Source organism: Sulfuricystis thermophila (genome assembly GCF_004323595.1).
In the GTDB taxonomy this organism is placed as follows: domain Bacteria; phylum Pseudomonadota; class Gammaproteobacteria; order Burkholderiales; family Rhodocyclaceae; genus Sulfuricystis; species Sulfuricystis thermophila.
The window spans coordinates 1,089,734-1,112,153 of sequence record NZ_AP019373.1 but is presented as its reverse complement, the minus strand read 5'-3'; the positions used below and the strand labels follow the sequence as shown (position 1 = coordinate 1,112,153).

The window sequence follows — 22,420 nt, the reverse complement described above, 5'->3', positions numbered from 1 at the left end:
CTCACTCCTTTCCGCCAGGCGGTGTAAAGCCCTGCTCTCCCGGCCCCGGTCGCAGGGGTGGAGGGCCGAACAGCAGTGCCTGCGGCCGATCGTTGAGCATTTCGATCAGCCGGTCCAGTCGGCGTGCCGTGGCAGCTGCTTCGCCGATCAGCTTCTCGGCGCGGGGCAGGGTCGCAGCATCCAGTCGTTCGCCGAGCGCACCGGCCGTCGTCGCCAAGGCGTCGAGGCGTTGCGCCAGACCGTTCAAAGTCGCCACCAGTTGCCGCGCTTCGGCGGCGAGCGGCGCGGCATCAGCGGCGGTACGTTCGAGATGGGCGAGCAGCCTGTCGAGGCGGCCGAGGTTGTCCTGTGACAGGGCGACCTTCAGGTTGGCCATGATCACTGGCAGGGCCTTCAGGCTTTCGGAGGAGACTGCCAGATTGTCGAGTGTCCGTTGCAGATTGCCCAGATTGCGTTCGTCGAACACCCGGTTTAAGCGCGTGACGAGCTCCGCCAACTGGCTGGTGATGTCTCCCGCGCGCTGCCCCAGACTGTCGAGCAGCCCCGGCTGCAGTGGCAGGCGCGGGGGTGCGGCATCGTCCGGTTCGAGCGGCTTGCCGTCATGTGCCGGCTCTTCGAGCATCACATAGGCGATGCCGGTCACCCCCTGGTAATTGAGGCGGGCCAGCGTCTTGTCGGTGAGCCGGTACTGGCGGCCGAGGACGATCTTAACTAGCAGTTTACCGGGATCCTCCGGATCGGTGTAGATATCCTTCACCTTGCCGGCACGAATGCCGCGATAACGCACCTGCGCTTCGAGATTCAAACCGCTGACATTGCCGCGCGTTTCGAGCAAATAGGTATGGGTTTTCTCACTGCTGCCCGACAGCCACCAGACGGCCAGTACGGCCACGACGAGGAAACTCAGCGTGAACAGGCCGGCCAGCAGGGCGTGGGCACGGTTTTCCATCCTAGATCTCAGCGATATTCGGCAAAGGCATGTCGCCCACGGGAGGAATGGAAGAAATTATGCACAAAGGGATGCTCGATGCGCATGATGGCATCGATCGGCCCATAGGCGAGGATTTTCTGCTCCGCCAGTATGGCCACACGGGTCGCCAGTGCGGCGATGGTGTCGAGATCGTGGGTGACGAAGACGACGGTCAGATCGAGCCGTTCGCAAAGCGTCCGGATCAGCCGTTCGAAACCTTCGGACAGATCCGGATCGAGGCCGGCGGTCGGCTCGTCGAGCAACAGCAGTTCTGGTTCGAGCGCCAGCGCGCGCGCCAGGGCGACGCGCTTGATCATCCCGCCGGAGAGCTGGGCCGGCATCAGGTGCGCAGCATGCGCGGGTAGTTCGACCATCTCGAGCTTGAGCATCACCAAGTCACGGATCACCGCCTCGTCGAGCGTCTTCAACTCACGCAGCGGAAAGGCGATGTTGGCGAAAACGTCGAGTGCGGAAAACAGCGCGCCCTGCTGGAACAGCACGCCGAAACGCTGCCGTAGCTTGCGCTCGCGCGCCACGCCACCGCCGAACAACGCTTCGCCAAACAGCCGCACCTCGCCCTCGGTCGGCGTCAGGAGGCCGATCATCTGCCGCAACAGCGTCGTCTTGCCGCTGCCGGAATCGCCCACCAGCGCCACGCGCTCGCCACGTCGGATCTCCAGGTCCAGATGACGATGGATCCAGCGCCCACCCAGACGGGTGGAGAGATTGCACACAGAGATCACCGGCGCAACAACCCTCATAGTGGCATACCAATGTTGCGGGTGATGATCGCGAATATGGCATCGATCAGGATCACCAGCGTGATCGCAGAAACCACCGATGCAGTGGTGTTGAAGGACAGGCTCTCGGTGTTGGGCTGGACACGCAGGCCGAAGTGACAGGCCACCAAAGCAATCGCGACGCCGAAGGCAAAACCCTTGATCAGGCCGATCCACAGGTTCGCCACCGGCACGGCCTTGGGCAGCGCATCGAAGAAAAAGCCATACCCGATGTCGAGTTGGACATTCGCCGCGACCATGCCACCCAGCAGGGCAATCCCCGAAGTCCAGATCACCAACAATGGCAACGTGATGGCGAGCGCCACCACCTTGGGAAACACCAGCCGCAGGTTGCGCGGCACGCCCAACGCGACGAGGGCATCGATCTCCTCGGTGACGCGCATCACGCCGAGCTGCGCGGTCATCGCCGAGCCGGAACGCCCGGCGACCAGCACCGCGACCAGGAGCGGGCCCAGCTCACGGATGATGCCGAAACCGAGGATATTGACGATGAACATGTCCGCGCCCAGCTGCCGCAGCTGCAAGGCCGAAAGATAGGAGAGCACCACGCCGATCAGAAAGCCCACCAGCGCCGTCACCGGCATCGCCCGCACGCCGGTCTTGTAAATGTTGGCCGAGATTTCGCGTCGTGGCAGATCGCCGGGATGACGCAGCAAATGGAGCGTATCGAGCATCAGCTGCCCCAGCAGCACGATGAAATCGCGCAGATGCCCGAGCAGCGCCAGAATCGCCAGGCCGAACATGACGAGTCCGTCGGACAAGGTCTGCCGCCTCGCTCCTCCCTGGACGGGAAGCCGATCGAGACGGGCAAAGATCTCGCGGTATTCCGGTGCGATCAACAAGGAAGCCGGCAAACGCCGCCCCCACAGCTGCCAGAGCAGCACCGCCCCCGCCGAGTCGAGCGCCTCTAGCCCAAGGCAGTTCCAGCGCAGCCCTGGCCGGACGGCCACCTCCCGCAGACGTACCTGCCAGTCATGGCCGGCAGCGATGATCGCGCGCAATACCCACGGCCCATCGAGGACGATCTCCTCGACGGCGTCGTCGGCGCGCCGTAGCGCAAACCCCGCCGGATTCATCGGCGCATCAGGCATGTGTGCGCAGGTTGCGTACCTTGAAGCCGATGCCCACGCTCGCCCATTGTCCGACCTCTTCGTCGAGCGTCGCGGCCGTCAAGGGCGCCTCCGCGAGCCATTCCCGGTCGATCGCCAACTCGAAGCCCTTCGCGGTATGGCGCGCATGGAGTTCGGGCAAGGGGGCATCGTCGCGAGCACGATGGAGCAGCGCGGCCAGGCGCAGACAGAAGATCAGCTGCCATTCGGGCGCATCCGGCGAAAGCGGCTGCACCCGTTCGAGCTTGCCGCGGTGCGCGAGCACGAGACGCGCCAGCAACGCCTGATCGCGGCGCGAAAAACCGGGCATGTCGGCATTGGCGAGGATGTAGGCGCTGTGCTTGTGATAGCTGGTGTGCGCCACCGAGACACCCACTTCATGGAGCCGAGCCGCCCAGGCAAGGAACTGTGCCGCCGGCGAAGTCTCGATATCCTCCTGCGGCCGCAGTTGCTGGTAGAGCTCAAGGGCCGTGGTGGCGACCCGCGCCGCCTGGGCCCGATCCACCTCGTAGCGCTGGATGAAGCGCTTGACGGTCGCCTCGCGCATGTCTTCGTGATGATAGCGGCCCAAGAGGTCGTAGAGCACACCCAGACGCAGCGCGCCTTCGGAATAGACCATTTCCTCGAGCCCCAGCCCCTTGAACACCGCCGACATGATCGCCAGCCCGCCGGGAAGCACCGGCACGCGATCGGGGCGCATACCGACGAGCCCCGTCTTGGCGGCGTGACCAGCCAAGACGAGGCGGTGACGCAGGCGCTCGAGCCCCTCACGGGTAATGGTGCCTGCAGCAAAGCCATTGAATTCGAGCAGGTCGCAGATCGCCTTGGCCGTTCCGGACGAGCCGACTGCGAGATCCCAGCCGGTCGCGCGATAGGCATGCACGATGGCCTGCAACTCGCGGCGCGCGGCCAGCTCGGCTTCCTTCATGTTGCGCTTGGTGACGCGGCCGTCGGGGAAAAATCGCAGGCTGTAGCCGACGCAACCCATGTAGAGCGATTCGAGCAGCAGCGGCTTGATGTTGCGGCCGATGATGAATTCGGTGGAGCCGCCGCCGATGTCGACGACCAGATGGCGGATGCGCTGATTGGGCAGGGTATGGGCGACGCCGAGATAGATCAGGCGTGCCTCCTCACGACCGGCGATCACCTCGATGGGAAAACCGAGCACCGCCTCGGCCTGGGCGAGGAATTCGGCCGCATTGCGGGCGACGCGCAGTGTGTTGGTGGCGACGGCACGCACCGCATCGGGAGCAAAGCCGCGCAGGCGCTCACCGAAACGCGCCAAGGCCGCCAGCCCGCGCCGTTGCGCGGCGGCATCGAGCCATTTGTCTGCGGTCAGGCCGGCGGCGAGCCGCACCGGCTCCTTGAGGCTGTCGAGCGGGTAGATCTGGTTGCCGACCACGCGACCAACCTGCAGGCGAAAACTGTTGGAGCCCAAGTCGACGGCGGCGACGTGTTCATGTATCACGGCAGAGAATCCCGTCTCTATGTGCAGTGCGTCGATTCTAGCAGCCGAAAATCGGCGCTGGCGGAACGGCACAGCGCCGTGTCATACTTGCGGCAACAAAAAGCCGCTCCTGCCATCATGATGATCACGCCCCAAGCCCTGCCGCCCGAATTCCCGGCAGAACATTTCCTCAACCGCGAATTGTCGCTGCTCGCCTTCAACCGCCGCGTCCTGGCCCAGGCGGCGGACGCGCGCGTGCCGCTCCTCGAACGCCTGCGCTTCCTGTGCATCGTCTCGTCCAATCTCGACGAGTTTTTCGAAATCCGCGTCGCCGGCATCAAGGAACAAATCAAACTCAAGAGCAGCATCACCGGCGCCGACCGGCGCACGGCGCAGGAGGTGTTCCGGCTCGTCACGCGTGAAGCGCATCGCCTGATCGAGGAACAGTATGCCCTGCTCAATCAGGTGATCCTGCCGGCATTGCGCAAGGAAGGCATCTGCTTCTTCAGGCGTTCGGAATGGAACGAGGCGCAGGAAGCCTGGATCCATGATTATTTCCGGCGCGAGGTGATGCCGGTGCTGACGCCGATCGGGCTGGACCCGGCGCACCCCTTCCCGCGCGTACTGAACAAGAGCCTCAACTTCGCCGTCGAGCTCGAAGGCACCGATGCCTTCGGCCGCGCCGGCGGCGCCGCGATCGTCCAGGCACCGCGCGCACTGCCGCGCGTGATCCAACTGCCACGCGAGCTCACCGGCATCGACTACGGCTTCATTTTTCTCTCGTCGGTGATGCACCGCTATGTCGGCGAACTGTTCGCCGGCATGAACGTGCTCGGCTGTTACCAGTTTCGCGTCACGCGCAACTCCGATCTGTTCGTCGACGAAGAAGAAGTCAAGAACCTGCGCACCGCGCTGCAGGGCGAACTGCCGCAGCGCCACTTCGGCGATGCGGTGCGGCTCGAAGTGCCGGACAACTGCTCACCGGCGATGGTCGACTTCCTGCTCCAGCAGTTCGGCCTCGGCCGCGACGATCTGTATCAGGTGCATGGCATCGTCAATCTGGTGCGGCTGATTTCGGTGCCGGACCGCGTCGACCGTCCCGATCTGAAATTCAAGCCCTTCCAGCCGGGCCTGCCCAGGCAGCTCTCCGGCCGCGAGGACATGTTCGCCGCGATCCGCAAAGGTGACATCCTGCTGCATCATCCCTACCAGTCGTTTACGCCGGTGATCGAATTCCTCAAACAGGCGGCCGACGATCCGCAGGTTGTGGCGATCAAGATGACGGTCTATCGCACCGGCACCGATTCGGTGTTGATGGAGCACCTGCTGCGCGCCGCCCAGAAGGGCAAGGAAGTCACCGTCGTCGTCGAGCTGATGGCACGATTCGACGAGGAGGCGAATCTGTCGATCGCGGCACGGCTCGAAGAGGTCGGCGCCCATGTCGTCTATGGCGTGTTCGGCTACAAGACGCATGCCAAGATGATGCTGGTGTTGCGCCGTGAGGAACAAGGTTATCGCCGCTACGTGCATTTGGGCACCGGCAATTACCACCCGCGCACGACGCGGTTTTATACCGATTTCGGCCTGCTGACCTGTCACGACGAGATCACCGCCGACGTCAACGAAATCTTCAAACAGCTCACCGGACTGGGCAAGGCGGTCGAGCTCAAGCACCTCTGGCAGGCGCCTTTCACGCTGCACGACAACATGCTGGATGCGATCCGGGAAGAAACGAAGATCGCCAAGGCGGGGCGCAAGACACAGATCATCGCCAAGATGAACGCGCTGCTCGAACCGCAGATCATCGAGGCGCTCTATGCCGCGAGCCAGGCCGGGGTGAAGATCGATCTGATCGTGCGCGGCGTCTGCTGCCTGCGCCCGGGCGTGCCGGGATTGTCCGAAAACATCCGCGTGCGCTCGGTGATCGGTCGCTTCCTCGAACACCACCGTATTTTCTATTTCCATGCCGACGGCGCCGAGCGGGTCTATCTGGGCAGCGCCGACTGGATGGAGCGGAATTTCTTCCGCCGCATCGAGGTCTGTTTCCCGGTGCTCGATCCGAAGCTCAAACGGCGCGTGATCCGCGAAGGCCTGCGCGCCTACCTGGCCGACAATTGCCAGGCCTGGGACATGGACAGCGACGGTGTTTACCGCATCCGCCCCTCCCGACGCGTGCGCACCTGCGCGCAGGAACTGCTGCTCGGCGAGATGGCCGAAGAATGATCTGGCCTGGATTCCTGTTCCGGCCGCAGGGTTGTTGTCCGCCCGCCGACGCGCGATAATCCGCGGCTGCCGTCGTGCCACGGTGCGCGCGGCGGACATCCGACATCATGACCAGCTATCTTTTCATCATCCTCGGCGCGGTTCTCGTCAACAACGTCGTCTTCGTGCGCATCCTCGGCCTGTGCCCGTTCATGGGGGTGTCGAAGAAACTGGAAACCGCCCTTGGCATGGGCGCCGCCACCACCTTCGTGCTGACGCTCGCCTGCGGCACCAGTTATGTGATCGACCGCTGGCTGCTGGCGCCCAATGACCTGCTCTATCTGCGCACCCTGTCCTTCATCGTCACCATCGCGGCGATCGTGCAGCTCACCGAGCTGGTGATCCAGAAGACGAGCCCTTTGCTGCACCAGGTGCTCGGCATTTACCTGCCGCTGATCACCACCAACTGCGCGGTGCTGGGTATCCCGCTGCTCAACATCGGGCTGAAGCACAACCTCGTCGAATCGCTGCTGTTCGGTTTCGGCTCCGCGCTCGGTTTTTCGCTGGCGCTGGTGATCTTCGCCGGCCTGCGCGAACGTCTCGAAGGGGCAGACGTGCCGGTGCATTTACGCGGCACGGCGATCGCGATGATCACCGCCGGGATCATGAGCCTGGCCTTCATGGGTTTCGCTGGACTGGACAAATACAAGTAAATGCTTGCAGCGATCCTGGTCATGGCATTGGGGGCCGTCGTGCTCGGCGCGGCACTCGGTTTCGCTGCGGTGCGCTTCAAGGTCGAGGGCGATCCGCTGGTCGAGAAGATCGACGCGATCCTGCCGCAGACGCAATGCGGCCAATGCGGTTATCCCGGCTGCAAGCCCTACGCCGAAGCCATCGCCAAGGGCGAGGCAGACATCAACCAGTGCCCGCCGGGCGGCGAAGAGGGCATCAGGAAGCTCGCCGACCTCCTGGGCCGCGAGTTCAAGCCGCTGTCGGCCGAGCACGGCATCGAAAAACCGAAGAGCGTCGCGGTCATCGACGAAAACCTGTGCATCGGTTGCACGCTGTGCATCCAGGCCTGCCCGGTCGATGCGATCGTCGGCGCCGCCAAGCAGATGCACACGGTGATCGCCTCCCAATGCACCGGCTGCGAGCTGTGCGTGCCGCCCTGCCCGGTCAATTGCATCCACATGCAGCCGCTGCCGGAAACCCTCGAGACCTGGAAGTGGAAATATCCGGTGTATCGCATGCAGCCGGTCAAGACGGTGATCCACCATGCTTGAACTGTTCGGTTTCCCCGGCGGTATCAAGCCGGATTCGCACAAGGAAGAATCGGCAGGCACGCCGATCCGGCAGGCGCCATTGCCGCCTCTCCTGGTCGTGCCATTCCGCCAAAGCGCCACCGGAGGCGTCGACATCCGTGTCAAGGCTGGTGAGCGCGTGCTCAAAGGCCAATGTATCGGCAGCGCCGAAGGTCCGTTCGGCACCTGCGTGCATGCGCCGACCTCCGGCACGGTGATCGCCATCGAAGCACGCACCCTACCGCACCCTTCGGCGCTGGCGGCGCCCTGCGCGATCATCGAGGCGGACGGCGCCGATGCCTGGCGTGAACGCGTGCCGCTCGACGCTTATTCGGCTGATCCCGAAACGGTGCGCAGCCGTATCCGCGAAGCCGGCATCGTCGGTCTAGGCGGCGCGGTGTTTCCCAGCCACGTCAAGATGAACGCGCGCATCGACACCTTGGTGATCAACGGCGCCGAATGCGAACCGTGGATCACCTGTGACGACCGGCTGATGCGCGAACGCGCACCGATGATCGTCGCCGGCGCGGCGATCATCCGCCACCTGATGGGTGCGAAACGCGTGCTGTTCGGCATCGAGGACAACAAGCCCGACGCCGCGGCGGCGATGCGTACCGCGCTCCAGACCGCGGGCCATCCCGAGATGCAGGTGGTTACAGTGCCGACGCGTTACCCTGCAGGCGGCGAGAAGCAGTTGATCCACGTGCTGACCGGCATCGAAATCCCCTACGGCAAGCTGGGTCCGGATTTCGGCGTGCAATGCTTCAACGTCGGCACTGCCCATGCCGTGGCGCGCGCGGTATTGCACGACGAACCGCTGATCAGTCGCATCGTGACCCTCGCCGGCAATTACGCCTGGCCAGGCAACGTCGAGACGCTGATCGGCACGCCGATCGATGCGTTGCTCGCTCTTGGCGAACCCAAACCGGACACCGATCGCATCGTCATGGGCGGGCCGATGATGGGCTTCGTGCTGCCGGATACTTCGCTGCCGGTGGTCAAGGCAACCAACTGCCTGCTGGCGATGAGCCCGACACTGTTCCCGCCGCCGCCGCCCGAGATGCCCTGCATCCGCTGCGGCGCCTGCACGCGCGCCTGTCCGATGTTGCTGCAGCCGCACGAACTCTACTGGTACGCCCGGTCGAAGAATTTCGGCAAGACGCAGGAATACCATTTGTTCGATTGCATCGAATGCGGCTGCTGCGCCTATGTTTGTCCGGCGCACATTCCGCTGGTCGACTACTACCGTTTCGCAAAATCGGAGATCCGGGCCCGCGAACGCGAAAAGGCCGCCGCCGACCGGGCCCGCGAGCGCTACGAATTCCGCAAGTACCGCGAGGAACGCGAAAAGGCCGAGAAAGCCGCGCGGCTCGCAGCCAAGGCTGCCGAGACCAAAGCCAAGCTCGCCCAGGAAGGCGCCGCTGCGGTGATCGCCGCTGCGCAAAGCCGCGCGCATCCCGAAGGAAAGGACGAAGCCTGATGGCCTACGCCCCCCACATCGCCCAACCGGTCAGCGTGCGCATCGTGATGCTCAAGGTGCTCGCCGCGCTCATCCCGGGCATCGTCGCCTACGTCTGGTTTTTTGGCCCGGCAATCCTGGTGCAGATTCTGCTGGCCTCGCTGACCGCGCTGACCGCCGAAGCGCTGATGCTCAAGCTGCGCGGCAAGCCAGTGTTGCTGTTCGTCACCGACGGCAGCGCACTGGTCACCGCCTGGCTGGTGGCGTTGACCTTTCCGCCGATCGTGCCATGGTGGCTGACGGTCACCGGCGTGCTGATCGCCATCGTCGTCACCAAACATCTCTATGGCGGTCTCGGCCAGAATCCCTTCAATCCGGCGATGGTCGCCTTCTGCGCGATGATCGTCGCCTATCCGCAGCTGATGTCGCAATGGCCACGCGCCGAAATGAACACCTTCGAGCCGATGCTACGGGCAATCTTCGCCAGTGACCGCCAGCTCGATGCGATCGTGATGGCCACACCGCTCGATGCCCTGCGCACCATCCTGCGCGATCCCGAACAGCGCGCCACCATCGCCGGCATCCTCGGTTCTCATGCCACCTTCGGCAACATCGGCGGCCGCGGTTGGGAATGGGTGGCCGCCGGTTACCTGATCGGCGGTCTGTGGCTGCTGCAGCAGCGCATCATCACCTGGCACGTGCCGGTCGCCTTCGCCGTGACCCTCGCTCTGGTCGCCACGGCTTTCAACATCGCCAATCCGGACCGCTTCGTCGGTGCCAATTTCCACCTGTTCACCGGCGGCGCGATGCTCGGCGCCTTCTTCATCGCCACCGACCCGGTCTCCGGCAGCACCACACCGCTCGGCAAGATCATCTTCGCCGCCGGCGCCGCACTGCTGACCTGGATCATCCGCAGCTTCGGCGCCTATCCCGACGGGATGGCTTTTGCCATCGTCCTGATGAACCTGTTCGTCCCGCTGATCGACATGCTCACCCAGCCAAAAGTCTTCGGCCACCGCAGGAAGTCAGACAGATGAACGAAACCGCTGCCCCTGCTACCGCGCCGTCAGCCCCCCCGCCCGCCAGCGCTCCGCGTATCGCGTTGCGCACGGCGGCGATCATGCTCGCCTTCACGGTGGTGTTCACCACCCTGATGGCCGGCGTCTACCAGCTCACCCAGCCGGTCCTGCAGGCCACCGCGGCCGACGCCAAACGCCGGCTGATCGCCGAAGTCCTGCCGCCGGAAGACTACGACAACGATTTACTTGCCGATGCCCTAGAACTACCCCCGATCGCCGAACTGGGCACGACCGAAGTCACCCGACTCTACCGCGCGCGCAAACAGGGCGAGCCGGCGGCTCTGGTGTTCGAAGCCGCCGCCTTGGATGGCTATTCCGGGCGCATCGGCCTGATCCTCGCCGTGCGCGCGGATGGACGGCTCGCCGCGGTGCGAGTGACACAACATAAGGAAACACCAGGACTTGGTGACTACATCGACCCGAAGAAAGACAAGAACAAGGCTCAGCCATGGATCAGCCAATTCGCCGGCCGCAGTCTTACGGACCCGCCGGCGGCCAAATGGCGTGTCAAGAAGGATGGTGGCGTGTTCGACCAGCGCGCTGGCGCGACGATTTCGGCGCGCGCCGTCACCCATGCCACGGCACGGGCACTCGCCTGGGCGCTGGCGCATGGCGAGCGGCTCTACACCCTGCCTGCCGGCTCGACTTACCAGGAGAATGGACCATGAGCGTCTATCGCGAGATCACCCACAACGGTCTATGGAAGCAGAACGCCATCCTGGCGCAGCTGCTGGGACTGTGCCCGCTGCTCGCCGTCAGTAGCTCGATGGTGAATGCAGTCAGCCTCGGCCTGGCGACGATCCTCGTCATGGGGCTAGCGAACTTCGCCGTTGCCATGCTGCGTGGTTTCATTCCCTATGAGATCCGCATCCCGGTGTTCATTCTCGTCATCGCTTCGCTGGTGACGGTGGTGGATCTGCTGTTCAACGCCTATCTGCATGATCTCTATCTGGTACTCGGCATCTTCATCCCGCTGATCGTCACCAACTGCATCGTGCTGGCGCGCGTCGAGGCATTCGCCGCGAAAAATTCCGCGGGTCTGGCCGCCCTCGATGGCGCGGTGATGGGGGTGGGGTTCGTCTGGGTCATCGGCCTCTTGGGCGCGATCCGCGAATTCGTCGGTCAGGGCACGCTGCTCTCCGGCATCGAAATGATCATTCCGGGCGCCCATGCCCTGCAAATACTTCCAGAGGACTACCCCGGCTTCCTGATCGCCATCCTGCCGCCAGGCGCCTTCTTCGTGCTGGGTTTGATGATCGCCGCGCGCAACTGGCTCGACCATCGCGCCAACGAACGCGCGAAGGCAAGGCTGCGCGCCCAGCAAATCCTGCAAACAGCACCATGACTCGATACCATCGAATGGCAGCAAAGCAGCGTATTTATGCTAGATTGATCTGACCTTCGAATACCGAGGACGAACATGCCACCCCCCGGTCTCCCACACTGCCCATTCCGCAATGGACTGTCTTTGCGCGTCAAAACGACTTTCACGACTTTTGCTCTGTTCGTAGCCGGCGTACTGCTGCCAATGTCGAGCCAGGCTACCGGATTCGGCGCCGCTCAGGGCGAAGCAGTAATCGGTACGCCCCTGTCCGTCGAAATCGAGCTCATCAATCCGGAACGCGACAGCCTGGAATGCTTCGAAATCAAACCCCTCGGCGAGGAAGGCGACAGCAGTTTCTTTCCGCGGCGCGCCCGCCTCGATCTGCGGAAATCGGCCGATGGCAAGACCTATCTCGTCGTCATGGGTGGCACGATACGTGAACCGGTCGTCGAGTTCCGGCTGAGAACGAGCTGTGGCACACAAATCGAACGACGATACACGCTACTGGCCAGCCCGCCACGAGAACTCCTGCCAGCAACGGTTGCGCTACCCGTGACCTCATCGTCACCGATCACCAGCCCGCCGCGCACGGATACCGTAAAAAGCGCTTCCCTACCCCACGGTCTGACGCTCGACCAACTCGCCCGCCAGCGCTATCCGTTACAGCCCAAGGCGCGAGCGAAGTTCAAGCGTCTGATGAAAAGCGCAAATCCCGATCTCGCGCTCGCGGACGACGAAGTCTTGCCCGTCGATCCGTCCTCCCTCAATTACCCGGAAAATCTGCCGAAGCGCCGCACCGGACCTTATCGCCCGGCCAACAGCAAAAAGAAAGCCACCTTGCCGCAAACAAGCCCGCCCGCCAAAAATCAGGCAGCCGTGCCCGCACCCCCCCCTGCCGCCCCACCAGCCCCAGCCGCGCCACAATCCGATCGGTTGGTGATCGCTTCGGGGGCGGGGGAAAAGCCCCAGGCGGCCACGGCACAGGAGGCCGAACTCGCCGGCAAGGCCGAAAGCTCGTTCGCGGCTCAGGAGGAATTGACCGCCCGGCTCGCCCAGGCGGAGTTGGCGTACAAAGGGCTGCAGGAACGGTTACAGCTCATGGAAGATCGCATGCGCGGGCTCGAGATGGAAAAGGAGCGGCTGCGTCAGGCACAGGAAGCCTTGTCACAATCCGCACTCGTCGAACTGGTCATTGCAGTCATTGCTGGAGGAGCATTGGGTGCCCTGTTGATGTCGCTCTGGCTACGGCGCAGGATGGCTAACTCGGGGCCTCGCATCGGCTTTTGACCTGGCGCATGAAGCCAGTGCAGCGCACTGAATTGTTCCGTCGCCTCGCGGCGCTCGATCCAGAACCGAAAACCGAGCTCGAATACGCCACGCCGTTCCAGCTCTTGGTTGCGGTGATCCTCTCGGCCCAGGCCACCGACAAGAGCGTCAATCTCGCCACGCGCGCCTTGTTCCGTGACGCCCCGACACCACAGGCGCTCCTCGCCCTCGGCGAGGAAAGGCTCGCCGACTACATCAAGACCATCGGCCTTTACCGCACCAAGGCAAAAAATATCATTGCCGCCACGCGACTGATTCTCGAACGGCATGGCGGCGAAGTGCCGCATGACCGGGCTGCACTCGAAGCGCTGCCCGGCGTCGGCCGCAAGACGGCCAATGTCGTGCTCAACGTCGTCTTCCATGAACCGACCATCGCCGTCGATACCCACATCTTCCGCGTCGCCAACCGTACCGGCCTCGCGCCAGGCAAGGATGTCGCCGCCGTGGAGAAGAAGCTGCTCAAAGTCGTGCCGGCCGAATATCGCCAGCACGCGCACCACTGGCTGATCCTGCACGGCCGCTATGTCTGCAAGGCGCGCAAGCCCGAATGCTGGCGCTGCGTGATCCGTGATCTGTGCGATTACCGGGAAAAAAATGCTCTTCAACCCCACGCGTGACCAGGCAAGGCAATTCCTCATCGATGCCTGGCGCAAGCGCTGCGAGGGCATTCCCGCCTCGGCGCTGGAAACGATCGCCGCCGACATCGTCGCCATGCACCCGGAATACCATGCGCTGCTCACGGCGCCCGACGCGCTGACACGCGAGTGGACACCCGAAGACGGCGCGATGAATCCTTTCCTGCATCTCTCTTTGCATCTGGCGATCGCCGAACAATTGTCCATCGACCAGCCACCGGGCATCCGCGCGCTGTTCGAAAGTCGGCGCTCGCGCCACGGCAATGCGCACGACGCACTGCATGACATCCTCGATTGTCTCGGCGAGACGATTTGGCGCGCGCAGCGGGAGCGTCGGCCGCCCGACGGCGCAGCCTATCTCGACTGCATCCGCCGCAAGGCAGGGTAAATCACTGCGCCGGTAGCTGATCCTGCAGCGGTGGCGCCACCTTCAGCACTTCGGCGATCGTCGTGAGACCCGCCGCCACCTTGCGCGCGCCGGCGATCCGCAATGGCTGCATGCCCGCCTTGATCGCGCGTTCGCGCAAGGCGGCGAGATCGGTATGGCTGCCGATCAGCCCCTTGATCTCCTGGCTCATCGGCATGATCTCGTAGAGGCCGATGCGGCCGAGATAACCGGTCATGCGGCATTCGAGACAGCCGACCGGTTGATGGAGCTGGGCCGGCTGCTTCGCTTTCCACGGGGAGACCAGCCCCTGCCAGAGAACTTCGTCATCCTTGTCGAGCGCTGCGGCGCGCTTGCAGTGCGGGCAGAGCGTGCGCACCAGGCGCTGCGCCATCACGCCGATCACCGTCGATTGCAGCAGATAGGGCGGCACACCGAGATCGAGCAGACGCGTAATGGCCGTCGGCGCATCATTGGTGTGCAGCGTCGACAGCACCAAATGCCCGGTGAGCGCCGCCTGCACGGCCATGTCGGCGGTCTCGAGGTCGCGGATCTCACCCACCATGATGATGTCCGGGTCCTGACGCATCAGCGCGCGGATGCCGGCGGCGAAGGTGACGCCGAGCTCGGGTTGCACCTGCACCTGGTTGAAGGCCGGCTCGATCATCTCGATCGGGTCTTCCAGCGTGCAGACATTGACTTCCGGTGTCGCCAGCTGCTTGAGCGTCGAATACAGCGTCGTCGTCTTGCCCGAGCCGGTCGGACCGGTGACGAGGATGATGCCGTTGGGTTTGGCGGTCATCTCCCGCCAGCGCGCGGCATCCTCGCTGGAAAAACCCAAATCGGCGAGGTCGCGCACCAGCACCTCGGGGTCGAAGATGCGCATCACCAGCTTCTCGCCGAACGCGGTCGGCAGCGTCGATAATCTGAGCTCGATTTCCTCGCCGTCGGGCGAGCGCGTCTTGATGCGGCCATCCTGCGGGCGGCGCTTTTCGACCACGTCCATCCTGCCGAGAATCTTGATACGGCTGGTCATCGCATTCAGCACCGGCATCGGGATCTGATAGACCTGATGCAGCACGCCGTCGATGCGGAAACGCACGATGCCCATTTCCCGCCGTGGCTCGATGTGGATGTCGGAAGCGCGCTGTTCGAAGGCGTATTGCCACAGCCAGTCGACGATCAGCACGATGTGCTGGTCATTGGCATCGAGCGTGGTCTTGCCGCGCCCCAACTCGACGAGCTGCTCGAAATTGGAAATGCCGGTGCGCGCCACGTCGCCGCGTGCGAGCGCGCCCTTCACCGACTTCGCCAGGTTGTAGAACTCGACCTGGTAGCGCTCGATGTCTTGCGGGTTGGCGACCACCAGCCGGATGTCTTTTTTCAGGATCGGCTCGAGCTCCGCCTCCCAACTGCGAATGAATGGTTCGGCGGTGGCGATCACCACCTCGTTCGCGCGCACCTCGACCGGCAGGATGCGAAAGCGGCTCGCGTAGGCGGAACTCATCACATCGGTGACCGCGGCGAGATTCACCTTCAGCGGATCGATGTGGTAATACGGCAGGCCGACCCAGCCGGCAAGCCATTCGGTCAGTGTCTCGAGATCGAGCAGGCGATAGGGCGGCTTAGGCGACTTCCAGCGCTGTTCGGCGATCACCGTGAGCGGATGAGTCGAACCGCGATAGAAACGGCGCTCACGGCGGAAACGCTCGGCCTCCTCACGCGGCACCTTGCCATCATCGATCAAGGCGTCGATGACTTCCTGCAGAGTGAGGCGGTGTTCCCCGTTGGCGGCGGCGCTGTTCATGAAACGCGACTATACCGTCCTCGATGGCGCGACGCCAGGCTTCGAGCTTTTCGGCATAACTCCAGCTCGCATTGGCCGGACTGGTGGAGGGAAGGATCAGCGCTGTTAGCCCGAGCGCCGCGAGTTGCGGCGCGAAGCGCCCCGCCGTGCGACCGTTGAAACAGACGCGCCGCAGCCGCGGCGCCGTCGCGACGAGATGGTCGAAATCGTTGGCAACGCCGTTTTTGATCGCGGCATCGAGACTACCGACACGCTCGCACGAGGCATAGACGTCCCAGATGGCGATGCCGGCCTCCTTGACCGCCGCCTGCTTTGCGGCATAGTCCATCGTCAAGAGCGGCAGATCGAGCACTGCGCCGAGGATTTTCCAGAACTGGTTCTGGCGGTGGGCGTAATACTGCTGCGCGGCCAGCGAGGCTGCGGAAGGAAACGAGCCGAGGATCAACACCTCGGCTCGTTCGTCACAGATCGGGGGCAGCCCCCGCAAGATCGTCACTTACTGGCAAGGCTCATCGACAGCATCAGGTCGTTGATGCGCCTGACGAAAGTCGCCGGATCATCGAGCTGGCCGCCTTCGGCCAGGAGCGCCTGATCGAACAGCACGGCCGCCCAGTCGTCGAATTTCTGCTCCTCGGTTTTGAGGCGCAGCACGACCGGGTGCTTGGGGTTGATCTCGAGGATCGGCTTGCCGGTCGGCGCCTTCTGGCCGGCGGCTTTCAGGATGCGCGCAAGATTGCCCGACAGGTCGTGTTCGTCCGCCACCAGACAGGCCGGGCTGTCGGTGAGCCGATGTGTCACACGCACCTCCTTGACACGCTCGCCCAGCGACTTGGCGATCTTGTCGGTCAGCTCCTTGAAATCGCCAGCTTCCTTCTCGTGCTCCTGCTTCTCGGCTTCGTCCTCGAGCTTGCCGAGGTCGAGACCACCCTTGGCCACCGAGACGAGCGGTTTGCCGTCGAATTCGGTCAGATGCGAGACCACCCATTCATCGACACGGTCGGAGAGCAGCAGCACCTCGATGCCTTTCTTGCGGAAGATTTCCAGATGCGGGCTGTTCTTCGCCGCATTGAAGCTCTCGGCCGTCACATAGTAGATCTTCTCCTGACCGTCCTTCATGCGCGCCACGTAGTCGGCCAGCGATACCGTCTCATCGGCAGTATCGGTGTGCGTCGAGGCGAAGCGCAGGAGTTTCGCGATCTTCTCCTTGTTGGCGAAATCCTCACCGACACCCTCTTTCAGCACCTTGCCGAACTCGCTCCAGAATTTGGCGTATTTCTCCTTGTCGTTCTCGGCGAGATCGGCCAAGAGGCCCAACACCTTCGCGGTGCAGCCTTTGCGGATCGTCTCGATGTCCTTCGATTCCTGCAGGATCTCGCGCGAGACGTTCAGGGGCAGATCGGCCGAATCGACCACGCCGCGCACGAAGCGCAGATACAGCGGCATCAGCTGCTCGGCATCGTCCATGATGAACACGCGCCGCACATAGAGCTTGATGCCATGCCGCGCGTGGCGGTCCCACAGATCGAACGGCGCATGCGATGGAATGTAAAGGAGCTGCGTGTATTCCTGCTTGCCTTCGACCTTGGCATGCACCCAAGCGAGCGGATCGTCGTAATCATGGGCGACGTGCTTGTAGAAAGCCTTGTAATCGTCTTCCGAGATCTCGTTCTTCGGCTTGGCCCACAGCGCGGAGGCCTGATTCACCGTCTCCCACTCGTCGAGTTTGACTTCTTTGCCATCCTTCCACTCTTCCTTCCGCATCTTGATCGGCTGCACGATGTGGTCGGAATACTTGTGGATGATCGATTTCAACTTCCAGGCGGAAAGCAGATCGTCCTGCCCCTCGCGCAGATGCAGCGTGATCTCGGTGCCGCGCGCGGGCCGCTTGATCATGCTCACGGCGAACTCGCCGCCGCCGTCGGAGACCCATTCGACGCCCTGATCGGGCTTCTCGCCGGCCCGGCGCGTCCTCACCGTCACCTTGTCGGCGACGATGAACGAGGAGTAGAAGCCGACGCCGAACTGGCCAATCAGATGGGCGTCCTTCTGCTGGTCGCCGGTGAGGCTGGCAAAGAATTCGCGCGTGCCGGACTTGGCGATGGTGCCGAGATTGGCGATCACCTCGTCACGGTTCATGCCGATGCCGTTGTCGCTGACGGTGATCGTGCGCGCTTGCCGGTCGTAATCGACGCGGATTTCGAAGTCGCCGCCCCCTTCGAGCAGGGCGGCATTGTGCAGCGCCTCGAAGCGCAGCTTGTCACAGGCGTCCGCAGCGTTCGAGATCAGCTCGCGCAGGAAGATCTCGCGGTTGCTGTAGAGGGAATGGATCATCAGGTGGAGTAGCTGCTTCACCTCGGCCTGAAAACCCAGGGTCTCCTTGTCTGCTGTCGCGGTACTCATCGTGGTTCCTCCAAAAAGACCACAATCAAATGAAGGCCGAGCCAGGCTTTTTCAAGCGTAGCGGATCTCGAGAATTTCGATCTCGCGCAGCCCCATCGGGCTTTGAAACTTGACGACGTCGCCCTCGCGCGCCTTCATCAGCGCCCGCGCCAAGGGCGAGATCCAGCTGATCTTGCCGTTGGCCGGATCGGCCTCGTCGACGCCGACGATCTGGTAGGTGACCGGAGTCGCCTCATCGGCATCGAGATAGCCGACCGTCACCGTGGCGCCGAAAAACACCTGCTCCAGATTGGTCTGCAACGCCGGATCGACCACTTCGGCATTGTCGAGCCGCTTTTGCAGGTAACGGATGCGCCGGTCCATCTCCCTGAGCTTCTTCTTGCCGTAGATGTAGTCGCCGTTTTCCGAGCGGTCGCCGTTCGATGCCGCCCAGGCGACGACCTGCACGAGGTGTGGACGCTCGACCTTGACGAGCCGCTCGAACTCCTCGCGCAGCGCGCGATGGCCCGCCGGCGTCATGTAGTTCTTGGTGCCGGCCGGCAGGGAGGGCTGACCGGGAAGATCGTCCTCCTCGTCTTCGTGGTCGGTTTCCTTGACGAAAGCCTTGTTCATGATCCAGTGCCGCTTTGCCAGCGCCGAGTTTGCGCTTTTCAGGGGCGCCATTTTACGGGCATGATTGCCAAACCCCGAGCTTCGGCATAGGATCGACGCCATGAGTCTGCCCGATGATCCGCAAGCCCTGCAGGCGCTGCTCGAAGAACTCAAGAGCGAGCATCACGATCTCGATGCCAGCATCGCCCGGCTGGAAGAAAACCCGCCGCACGATGAGCTGCTGTTGCGCCGGCTGAAGAAACGCAAGCTGCTGCTCAAGGATCGCATCGCTGCGGTAGAGAGGTTGCTCGGGCCCGATCTGATCGCCTGAGAGGCTGCCTTGCCCTTTCAGCTCTTCGGCCGCAGATGCTGGTGCATCGCCGCGCCGCGCGGCCGGTAACCATGGGCATGGGCACTGTTTTCGATCTCCACCGAAACGACATTCACCTGCCCGTGACGCACGCCGCGCTCGGCGATCAGCGCGTCGGCAAAAGCGCGCACGCTGGCGGTCGGGCCGCGCAGGATCACGCTTTCCAGACAGTTGTCGTGGTCGAGATGTGCGTGCATCGTCGCCACCGTCAGGTCGTGATGAGCGTGTTGCAGGCTCGTCAGCCGCTCGGCCAAATCGCGTTCGTGATGGTTATAGACATAAGAAAGGTTGGCGACGCAGTACCCCGACTCGGTGCCCCGCCGCGCCGTTTCGAGATGTTCGCGCAACAGGTCGCGCATTGCCTCCGAGCGGTTACGATAACCGCGCCGCGCGATCAGCGCATCGAACTCTCGCGCCAGCGCCTCGTCCAACGAAATGGTGATACGTTCCATAGTCTCGCTCTCCCCAACACCAACAATGAAAGGATAAGCCATGAAACTCGATGATGCCGCCCTCGATCAACTGTTCCGCAGCGCACGCACTCACAACGCCTGGCAGGACAAACCGGTGCCCGACAGCCTGCTCGTCGAACTCCACGAGCTGATGAAATGGGGCCCGACCAGCGCCAACTGCTGGCCATTGCGGGTGGTCTATGTCAAGTCGCCGGAGGCGAAGGCGCGACTTGTACCGCTGCTGATGGAAGGCAACCGCGCCAAGACGCTCGCCGCACCGGTCACCGCGATCCTCGGCATGGACATGGCGTTCTACGAGCAGTTGCCGAAACTGTTTCCGCACACCGACGCAAGGTCCTGGTTCGTCGGCAACGACGCGCTGATCGAGGCCACCGCATTCCGCAACAGCAGCCTGCAGGGCGCTTATTTCATGCTCGCCGCACGCGCGCTCGGCCTCGACTGCGGGCCGATGTCCGGCTTCGACGCCGCCGCCGTGGATGCCGAATTCTTCGCCGGTACGACGGTCAAGAGCAACTTCATCTGCAATCTCGGCTACGGCGACCCGGCAGCTCTGTTCCCGCGCAGTCCTCGCCCGAGCTTCGAGGAAGTCTGCAAGATTCTGTAAATGCCCCTCATCAAACTCGACGCCGGCCACCTCGCCTACGGCCATGTGCCACTGCTCGACGCAGCCGATTTCCAGCTCGATGCCGGCGAGCGCGTCGCGCTGATCGGCAGGAACGGCAGCGGCAAATCCTCGCTGCTCGCTGCGTTGGCTGGCAAGGCCCACCTCGACGACGGCACCCTGTGGCTGCAGCCCGGCCTCAGGATCGGCTATGTGCCCCAGGAGCCGCCGCTCGATCCCGATCTCACGGTATTCGAGACCGTGGTCGCCGGCATGGGGGCAACCAGCCGGCTGCTCGCCGAATATCACGATGTCGCGCATCGCTTGGCGGACGCCGAGACCGACCAGGCGCCGTTGCTCGCACGCATGGAAACGCTGCAGCACGAGATGGAAGCCCTCGGTGTCTGGGCTTACGAGGCGCGCGCCGAGCAGGTGATCGCGCGTTTCACCCTCGACGCCGATGCGCGGATCGGCACGCTCTCCGGCGGCCAGAAAAAGCGTGTCGCGCTGGCCCAGGCACTCGCCGTCGCTCCCGACGTGTTGCTGCTCGACGAACCGACGAACCATCTCGACATCGACGCGATCGAGTGGCTGGAAACCTTTCTGCTCGAAAACCGGCTGACCCTGCTATTCGTCACCCACGACCGGCGCTTTCTCGACCGGCTAGCCACGAGGATCGTCGAACTCGACCGCGGCCGGCTGACCAGCTACCCCGGCAGCTTCGCGGCCTACCGGGAGCGCAAGGAGCGCGAACTCGCCGACGAAGCAAAGGCGCAGCAGCGTTTCGACAAACTGCTGAAGGAAGAAGAAGCGTGGATCCGGCAGGGCGTCGAGGCGCGCCGCACCCGTGCCGTGTTCCGCGTCCAGCGGCTCGAACAGCTGCGTGCCGAGCGCGCTGCACGCCGCGAGCGGATCGGCGAGGCGCGGTTGCGCCTCGATGCCGGCGAAAAGAGCGGGCAGGTGGTGGCCGAGCTCGATCACGTCAGCAAGGCCTTCGGCGAGCGGCGCGTCGTACGCGACTTCTCCTGCCGCATCCTCCGGGGCGACCGCGTCGGCATCATCGGCCCCAATGGGGCTGGCAAGACCACCCTGCTGCGCCTCATCCTGGGTGAACTCAAGCCCGACAGCGGCACGGTGAAGCGCGGCACGAAGCTCGAGATCGCCTACTTCGACCAGTTCCGAGCCCAGCTCGATCCCGAGGCCACGCTCGCCGACCTCATCTCGCCGGGTTCGGACTGGGTCGAGATCGGCGGAAAAAGAAAGCACGTCGTCGGCTATCTCGGCGACTTCCTGTTCGCGCCGCAACGTGCGCGCTCGCCAGTGAAATCGCTCTCCGGCGGAGAAAAGAACCGCCTGCTCCTGGCGCGTCTGTTCGCGCGGCCAGCCAACGTGCTCGTGCTCGACGAGCCGACCAACGATCTCGACATCGAAACGCTCGACCTGCTCGAAGACCTGCTGCAGGACTATCCCGGCACGGTGTTTTTGGTCAGCCACGACCGCGCCTTTCTCGATGCCATCGTCACCCAGACCATCGCTGCCGAAGGCGATGGCCGTTGGCGCGAAAATGCCGGCGGCTACAGCGACTGGGCGGCGTATCAAAGCGAACGCCGCGAGTCCCCGCGCAATCCGCCGCCACAATCCGCTTCGCAAAAGTCGGCGCTGGCAGGACGGCACGAAAGCAAAACGAGGCCCGACAGGCTCTCTTGGAAAGAACAACGCGAACTGGAAGCTTTGCCCGAGTCCATCGCCACACTCGAAGCCGAGCAGAAAAGCCTGGCGCAGCGCCTCTCAGACCCTGCACTGTATGGCGACCCGCAGCAGGCGCAAGCCGTTGCGGCGCGGCTGGCCGCCATCGACGATGAACTGTTGGCCCTGCTGGAGCGCTGGGAAAGCCTCGAAACTCGTCTAAAGTGATATGGCGGGATTTTTTCCGGCCAGATGCCGGAAGGAAAGAACGCCTTCCGGATTCTCGTCAAGCCCCTTTTTTCCGCTGCCATTATTGCAGCGCAACAAAATCGGCGTGACCCGGAATACCCGGAAGTCGACACAACAGACTGATTTTTGGTGCCCTTTTTCTCGCGCCAAACCCACTAGATCTAGTAGTAAAAATAACCGCAGCTACTAGAGAAAACGCAAGGTAT

The 22,420-nt window shown here is 63.5% G+C and carries 22 protein-coding genes; 13 read left to right on the top strand and 9 right to left on the bottom strand.

What is annotated here, in order from left to right; genetic code table 11:
• Position 1 precedes the first annotated feature (1 nt).
• Genes M52SOB_RS05645 through ppx form a run of 4 tightly spaced genes read right to left on the bottom strand, consistent with a single transcriptional unit; the run spans position 2 to position 4,347 of the window.
• Positions 2-949: an MlaD family protein gene (locus M52SOB_RS05645; RefSeq protein WP_131110969.1), complete on the bottom strand. Its 948-nt coding sequence runs from the start codon at positions 947-949 to the stop codon at positions 2-4.
• A gap of 8 nt (positions 950-957) precedes the next feature.
• Positions 958-1,731: an ABC transporter ATP-binding protein gene (locus tag M52SOB_RS05640; protein ID WP_131110968.1), complete on the bottom strand. Its 774-nt coding sequence runs from the start codon at positions 1,729-1,731 to the stop codon at positions 958-960.
• A complete protein-coding gene (locus M52SOB_RS05635) occupies positions 1,728-2,861 on the bottom strand; it encodes an MlaE family ABC transporter permease (RefSeq protein ID WP_284155222.1) in 1,134 nt (377 codons plus the stop codon). Before M52SOB_RS05635 ends, M52SOB_RS05640 begins: the two co-directional genes overlap by 4 nt.
• On the bottom strand, positions 2,854-4,347 hold the full coding sequence (gene ppx / locus M52SOB_RS05630) for an exopolyphosphatase (RefSeq protein ID WP_131110967.1): 1,494 nt from the start codon (positions 4,345-4,347) through the stop codon (positions 2,854-2,856). The genes M52SOB_RS05635 and ppx overlap by 8 nt, the downstream gene beginning before the upstream one ends.
• 117 nt (positions 4,348-4,464) lie before the next feature.
• Between ppx and ppk1 the strand changes: the two genes are divergently transcribed.
• From ppk1 to M52SOB_RS05580, 10 genes are all read left to right on the top strand, one after another.
• Positions 4,465-6,549 (top strand): polyphosphate kinase 1, encoded by a 2,085-nt coding sequence (gene ppk1 / locus M52SOB_RS05625; protein ID WP_284155221.1) that lies wholly within the window; start codon positions 4,465-4,467, stop codon positions 6,547-6,549.
• Between the two features lie 107 nt (positions 6,550-6,656).
• On the top strand, positions 6,657-7,241 hold the full coding sequence (rsxA, locus tag M52SOB_RS05620; protein WP_131110966.1) for an electron transport complex subunit RsxA: 585 nt from the start codon (positions 6,657-6,659) through the stop codon (positions 7,239-7,241).
• Positions 7,242-7,811: an electron transport complex subunit RsxB gene (gene rsxB / locus M52SOB_RS05615; protein ID WP_131110965.1), complete on the top strand. Its 570-nt coding sequence runs from the start codon at positions 7,242-7,244 to the stop codon at positions 7,809-7,811.
• On the top strand, positions 7,804-9,309 hold the full coding sequence (gene rsxC, locus M52SOB_RS05610; protein ID WP_131110964.1) for an electron transport complex subunit RsxC: 1,506 nt from the start codon (positions 7,804-7,806) through the stop codon (positions 9,307-9,309). Before rsxB ends, rsxC begins: the two co-directional genes overlap by 8 nt.
• On the top strand, positions 9,309-10,325 hold the full coding sequence (locus tag M52SOB_RS05605) for an RnfABCDGE type electron transport complex subunit D (RefSeq protein WP_131110963.1): 1,017 nt from the start codon (positions 9,309-9,311) through the stop codon (positions 10,323-10,325). Before rsxC ends, M52SOB_RS05605 begins: the two co-directional genes overlap by 1 nt.
• Entirely contained in the window at positions 10,322-11,035 is a 714-nt protein-coding gene (gene rsxG / locus M52SOB_RS05600; RefSeq protein ID WP_131110962.1) for an electron transport complex subunit RsxG, read from the top strand. The genes M52SOB_RS05605 and rsxG overlap by 4 nt, the downstream gene beginning before the upstream one ends.
• Positions 11,032-11,712 carry an electron transport complex subunit E gene (locus M52SOB_RS05595; RefSeq protein WP_131110961.1) on the top strand — a complete coding sequence of 227 codons (681 nt, stop codon included), beginning with the start codon at positions 11,032-11,034 and terminating at the stop codon, positions 11,710-11,712. Before rsxG ends, M52SOB_RS05595 begins: the two co-directional genes overlap by 4 nt.
• Positions 11,713-11,895: 183 nt before the next feature.
• Complete coding sequence (locus tag M52SOB_RS05590) at positions 11,896-12,978, top strand: type IV pilus assembly protein FimV (protein WP_131110960.1); 1,083 nt, start codon at positions 11,896-11,898, stop codon at positions 12,976-12,978.
• 8 nt (positions 12,979-12,986) lie between these two features.
• Positions 12,987-13,634 (top strand): endonuclease III, encoded by a 648-nt coding sequence (gene nth / locus M52SOB_RS05585; protein ID WP_131110959.1) that lies wholly within the window; start codon positions 12,987-12,989, stop codon positions 13,632-13,634.
• Positions 13,612-14,040 (top strand): DUF1841 family protein, encoded by a 429-nt coding sequence (locus M52SOB_RS05580; protein ID WP_131110958.1) that lies wholly within the window; start codon positions 13,612-13,614, stop codon positions 14,038-14,040. Before nth ends, M52SOB_RS05580 begins: the two co-directional genes overlap by 23 nt.
• 1 nt (position 14,041) lies before the next feature.
• On the opposite strand, the gene tfpB is transcribed toward M52SOB_RS05580, so the two are convergent.
• From tfpB to greB, 4 genes are read right to left on the bottom strand one after another with little or no spacing between them, the layout of a single operon-like run.
• Positions 14,042-15,844: a type IV pilus assembly ATPase TfpB gene (gene tfpB / locus M52SOB_RS05575; RefSeq protein WP_131110957.1), complete on the bottom strand. Its 1,803-nt coding sequence runs from the start codon at positions 15,842-15,844 to the stop codon at positions 14,042-14,044.
• Positions 15,774-16,340: a DNA-deoxyinosine glycosylase gene (locus M52SOB_RS05570; RefSeq protein WP_284155220.1), complete on the bottom strand. Its 567-nt coding sequence runs from the start codon at positions 16,338-16,340 to the stop codon at positions 15,774-15,776. Before M52SOB_RS05570 ends, tfpB begins: the two co-directional genes overlap by 71 nt.
• Complete coding sequence (gene htpG / locus M52SOB_RS05565) at positions 16,337-18,244, bottom strand: molecular chaperone HtpG (RefSeq protein ID WP_131110956.1); 1,908 nt, start codon at positions 18,242-18,244, stop codon at positions 16,337-16,339. The genes M52SOB_RS05570 and htpG overlap by 4 nt, the downstream gene beginning before the upstream one ends.
• A gap of 51 nt (positions 18,245-18,295) precedes the next feature.
• Positions 18,296-18,856: a transcription elongation factor GreB gene (greB, locus tag M52SOB_RS05560; protein ID WP_131110955.1), complete on the bottom strand. Its 561-nt coding sequence runs from the start codon at positions 18,854-18,856 to the stop codon at positions 18,296-18,298.
• A 100-nt stretch (positions 18,857-18,956) separates the two neighbouring features.
• Between greB and M52SOB_RS05555 the strand changes: the two genes are divergently transcribed.
• On the top strand, positions 18,957-19,166 hold the full coding sequence (locus tag M52SOB_RS05555) for a YdcH family protein (protein ID WP_131110954.1): 210 nt from the start codon (positions 18,957-18,959) through the stop codon (positions 19,164-19,166).
• Between the two features lie 17 nt (positions 19,167-19,183).
• On the opposite strand, the gene nikR is transcribed toward M52SOB_RS05555, so the two are convergent.
• On the bottom strand, positions 19,184-19,657 hold the full coding sequence (gene nikR / locus M52SOB_RS05550) for a nickel-responsive transcriptional regulator NikR (RefSeq protein WP_131110953.1): 474 nt from the start codon (positions 19,655-19,657) through the stop codon (positions 19,184-19,186).
• Between the two features lie 40 nt (positions 19,658-19,697).
• Here nikR and M52SOB_RS05545 point away from each other — a divergent pair, with 40 nt between their 5' ends.
• Both M52SOB_RS05545 and M52SOB_RS05540 read left to right on the top strand, forming a co-directional pair.
• The gene (locus M52SOB_RS05545) at positions 19,698-20,282 is read left to right on the top strand and encodes a malonic semialdehyde reductase (RefSeq protein WP_131110952.1); all 585 of its coding nucleotides are present in this window, start codon (positions 19,698-19,700) and stop codon (positions 20,280-20,282) included.
• On the top strand, positions 20,283-22,193 hold the full coding sequence (locus tag M52SOB_RS05540; RefSeq protein ID WP_131110951.1) for an ATP-binding cassette domain-containing protein: 1,911 nt from the start codon (positions 20,283-20,285) through the stop codon (positions 22,191-22,193).
• Positions 22,194-22,420: the final 227 nt, after the last annotated feature.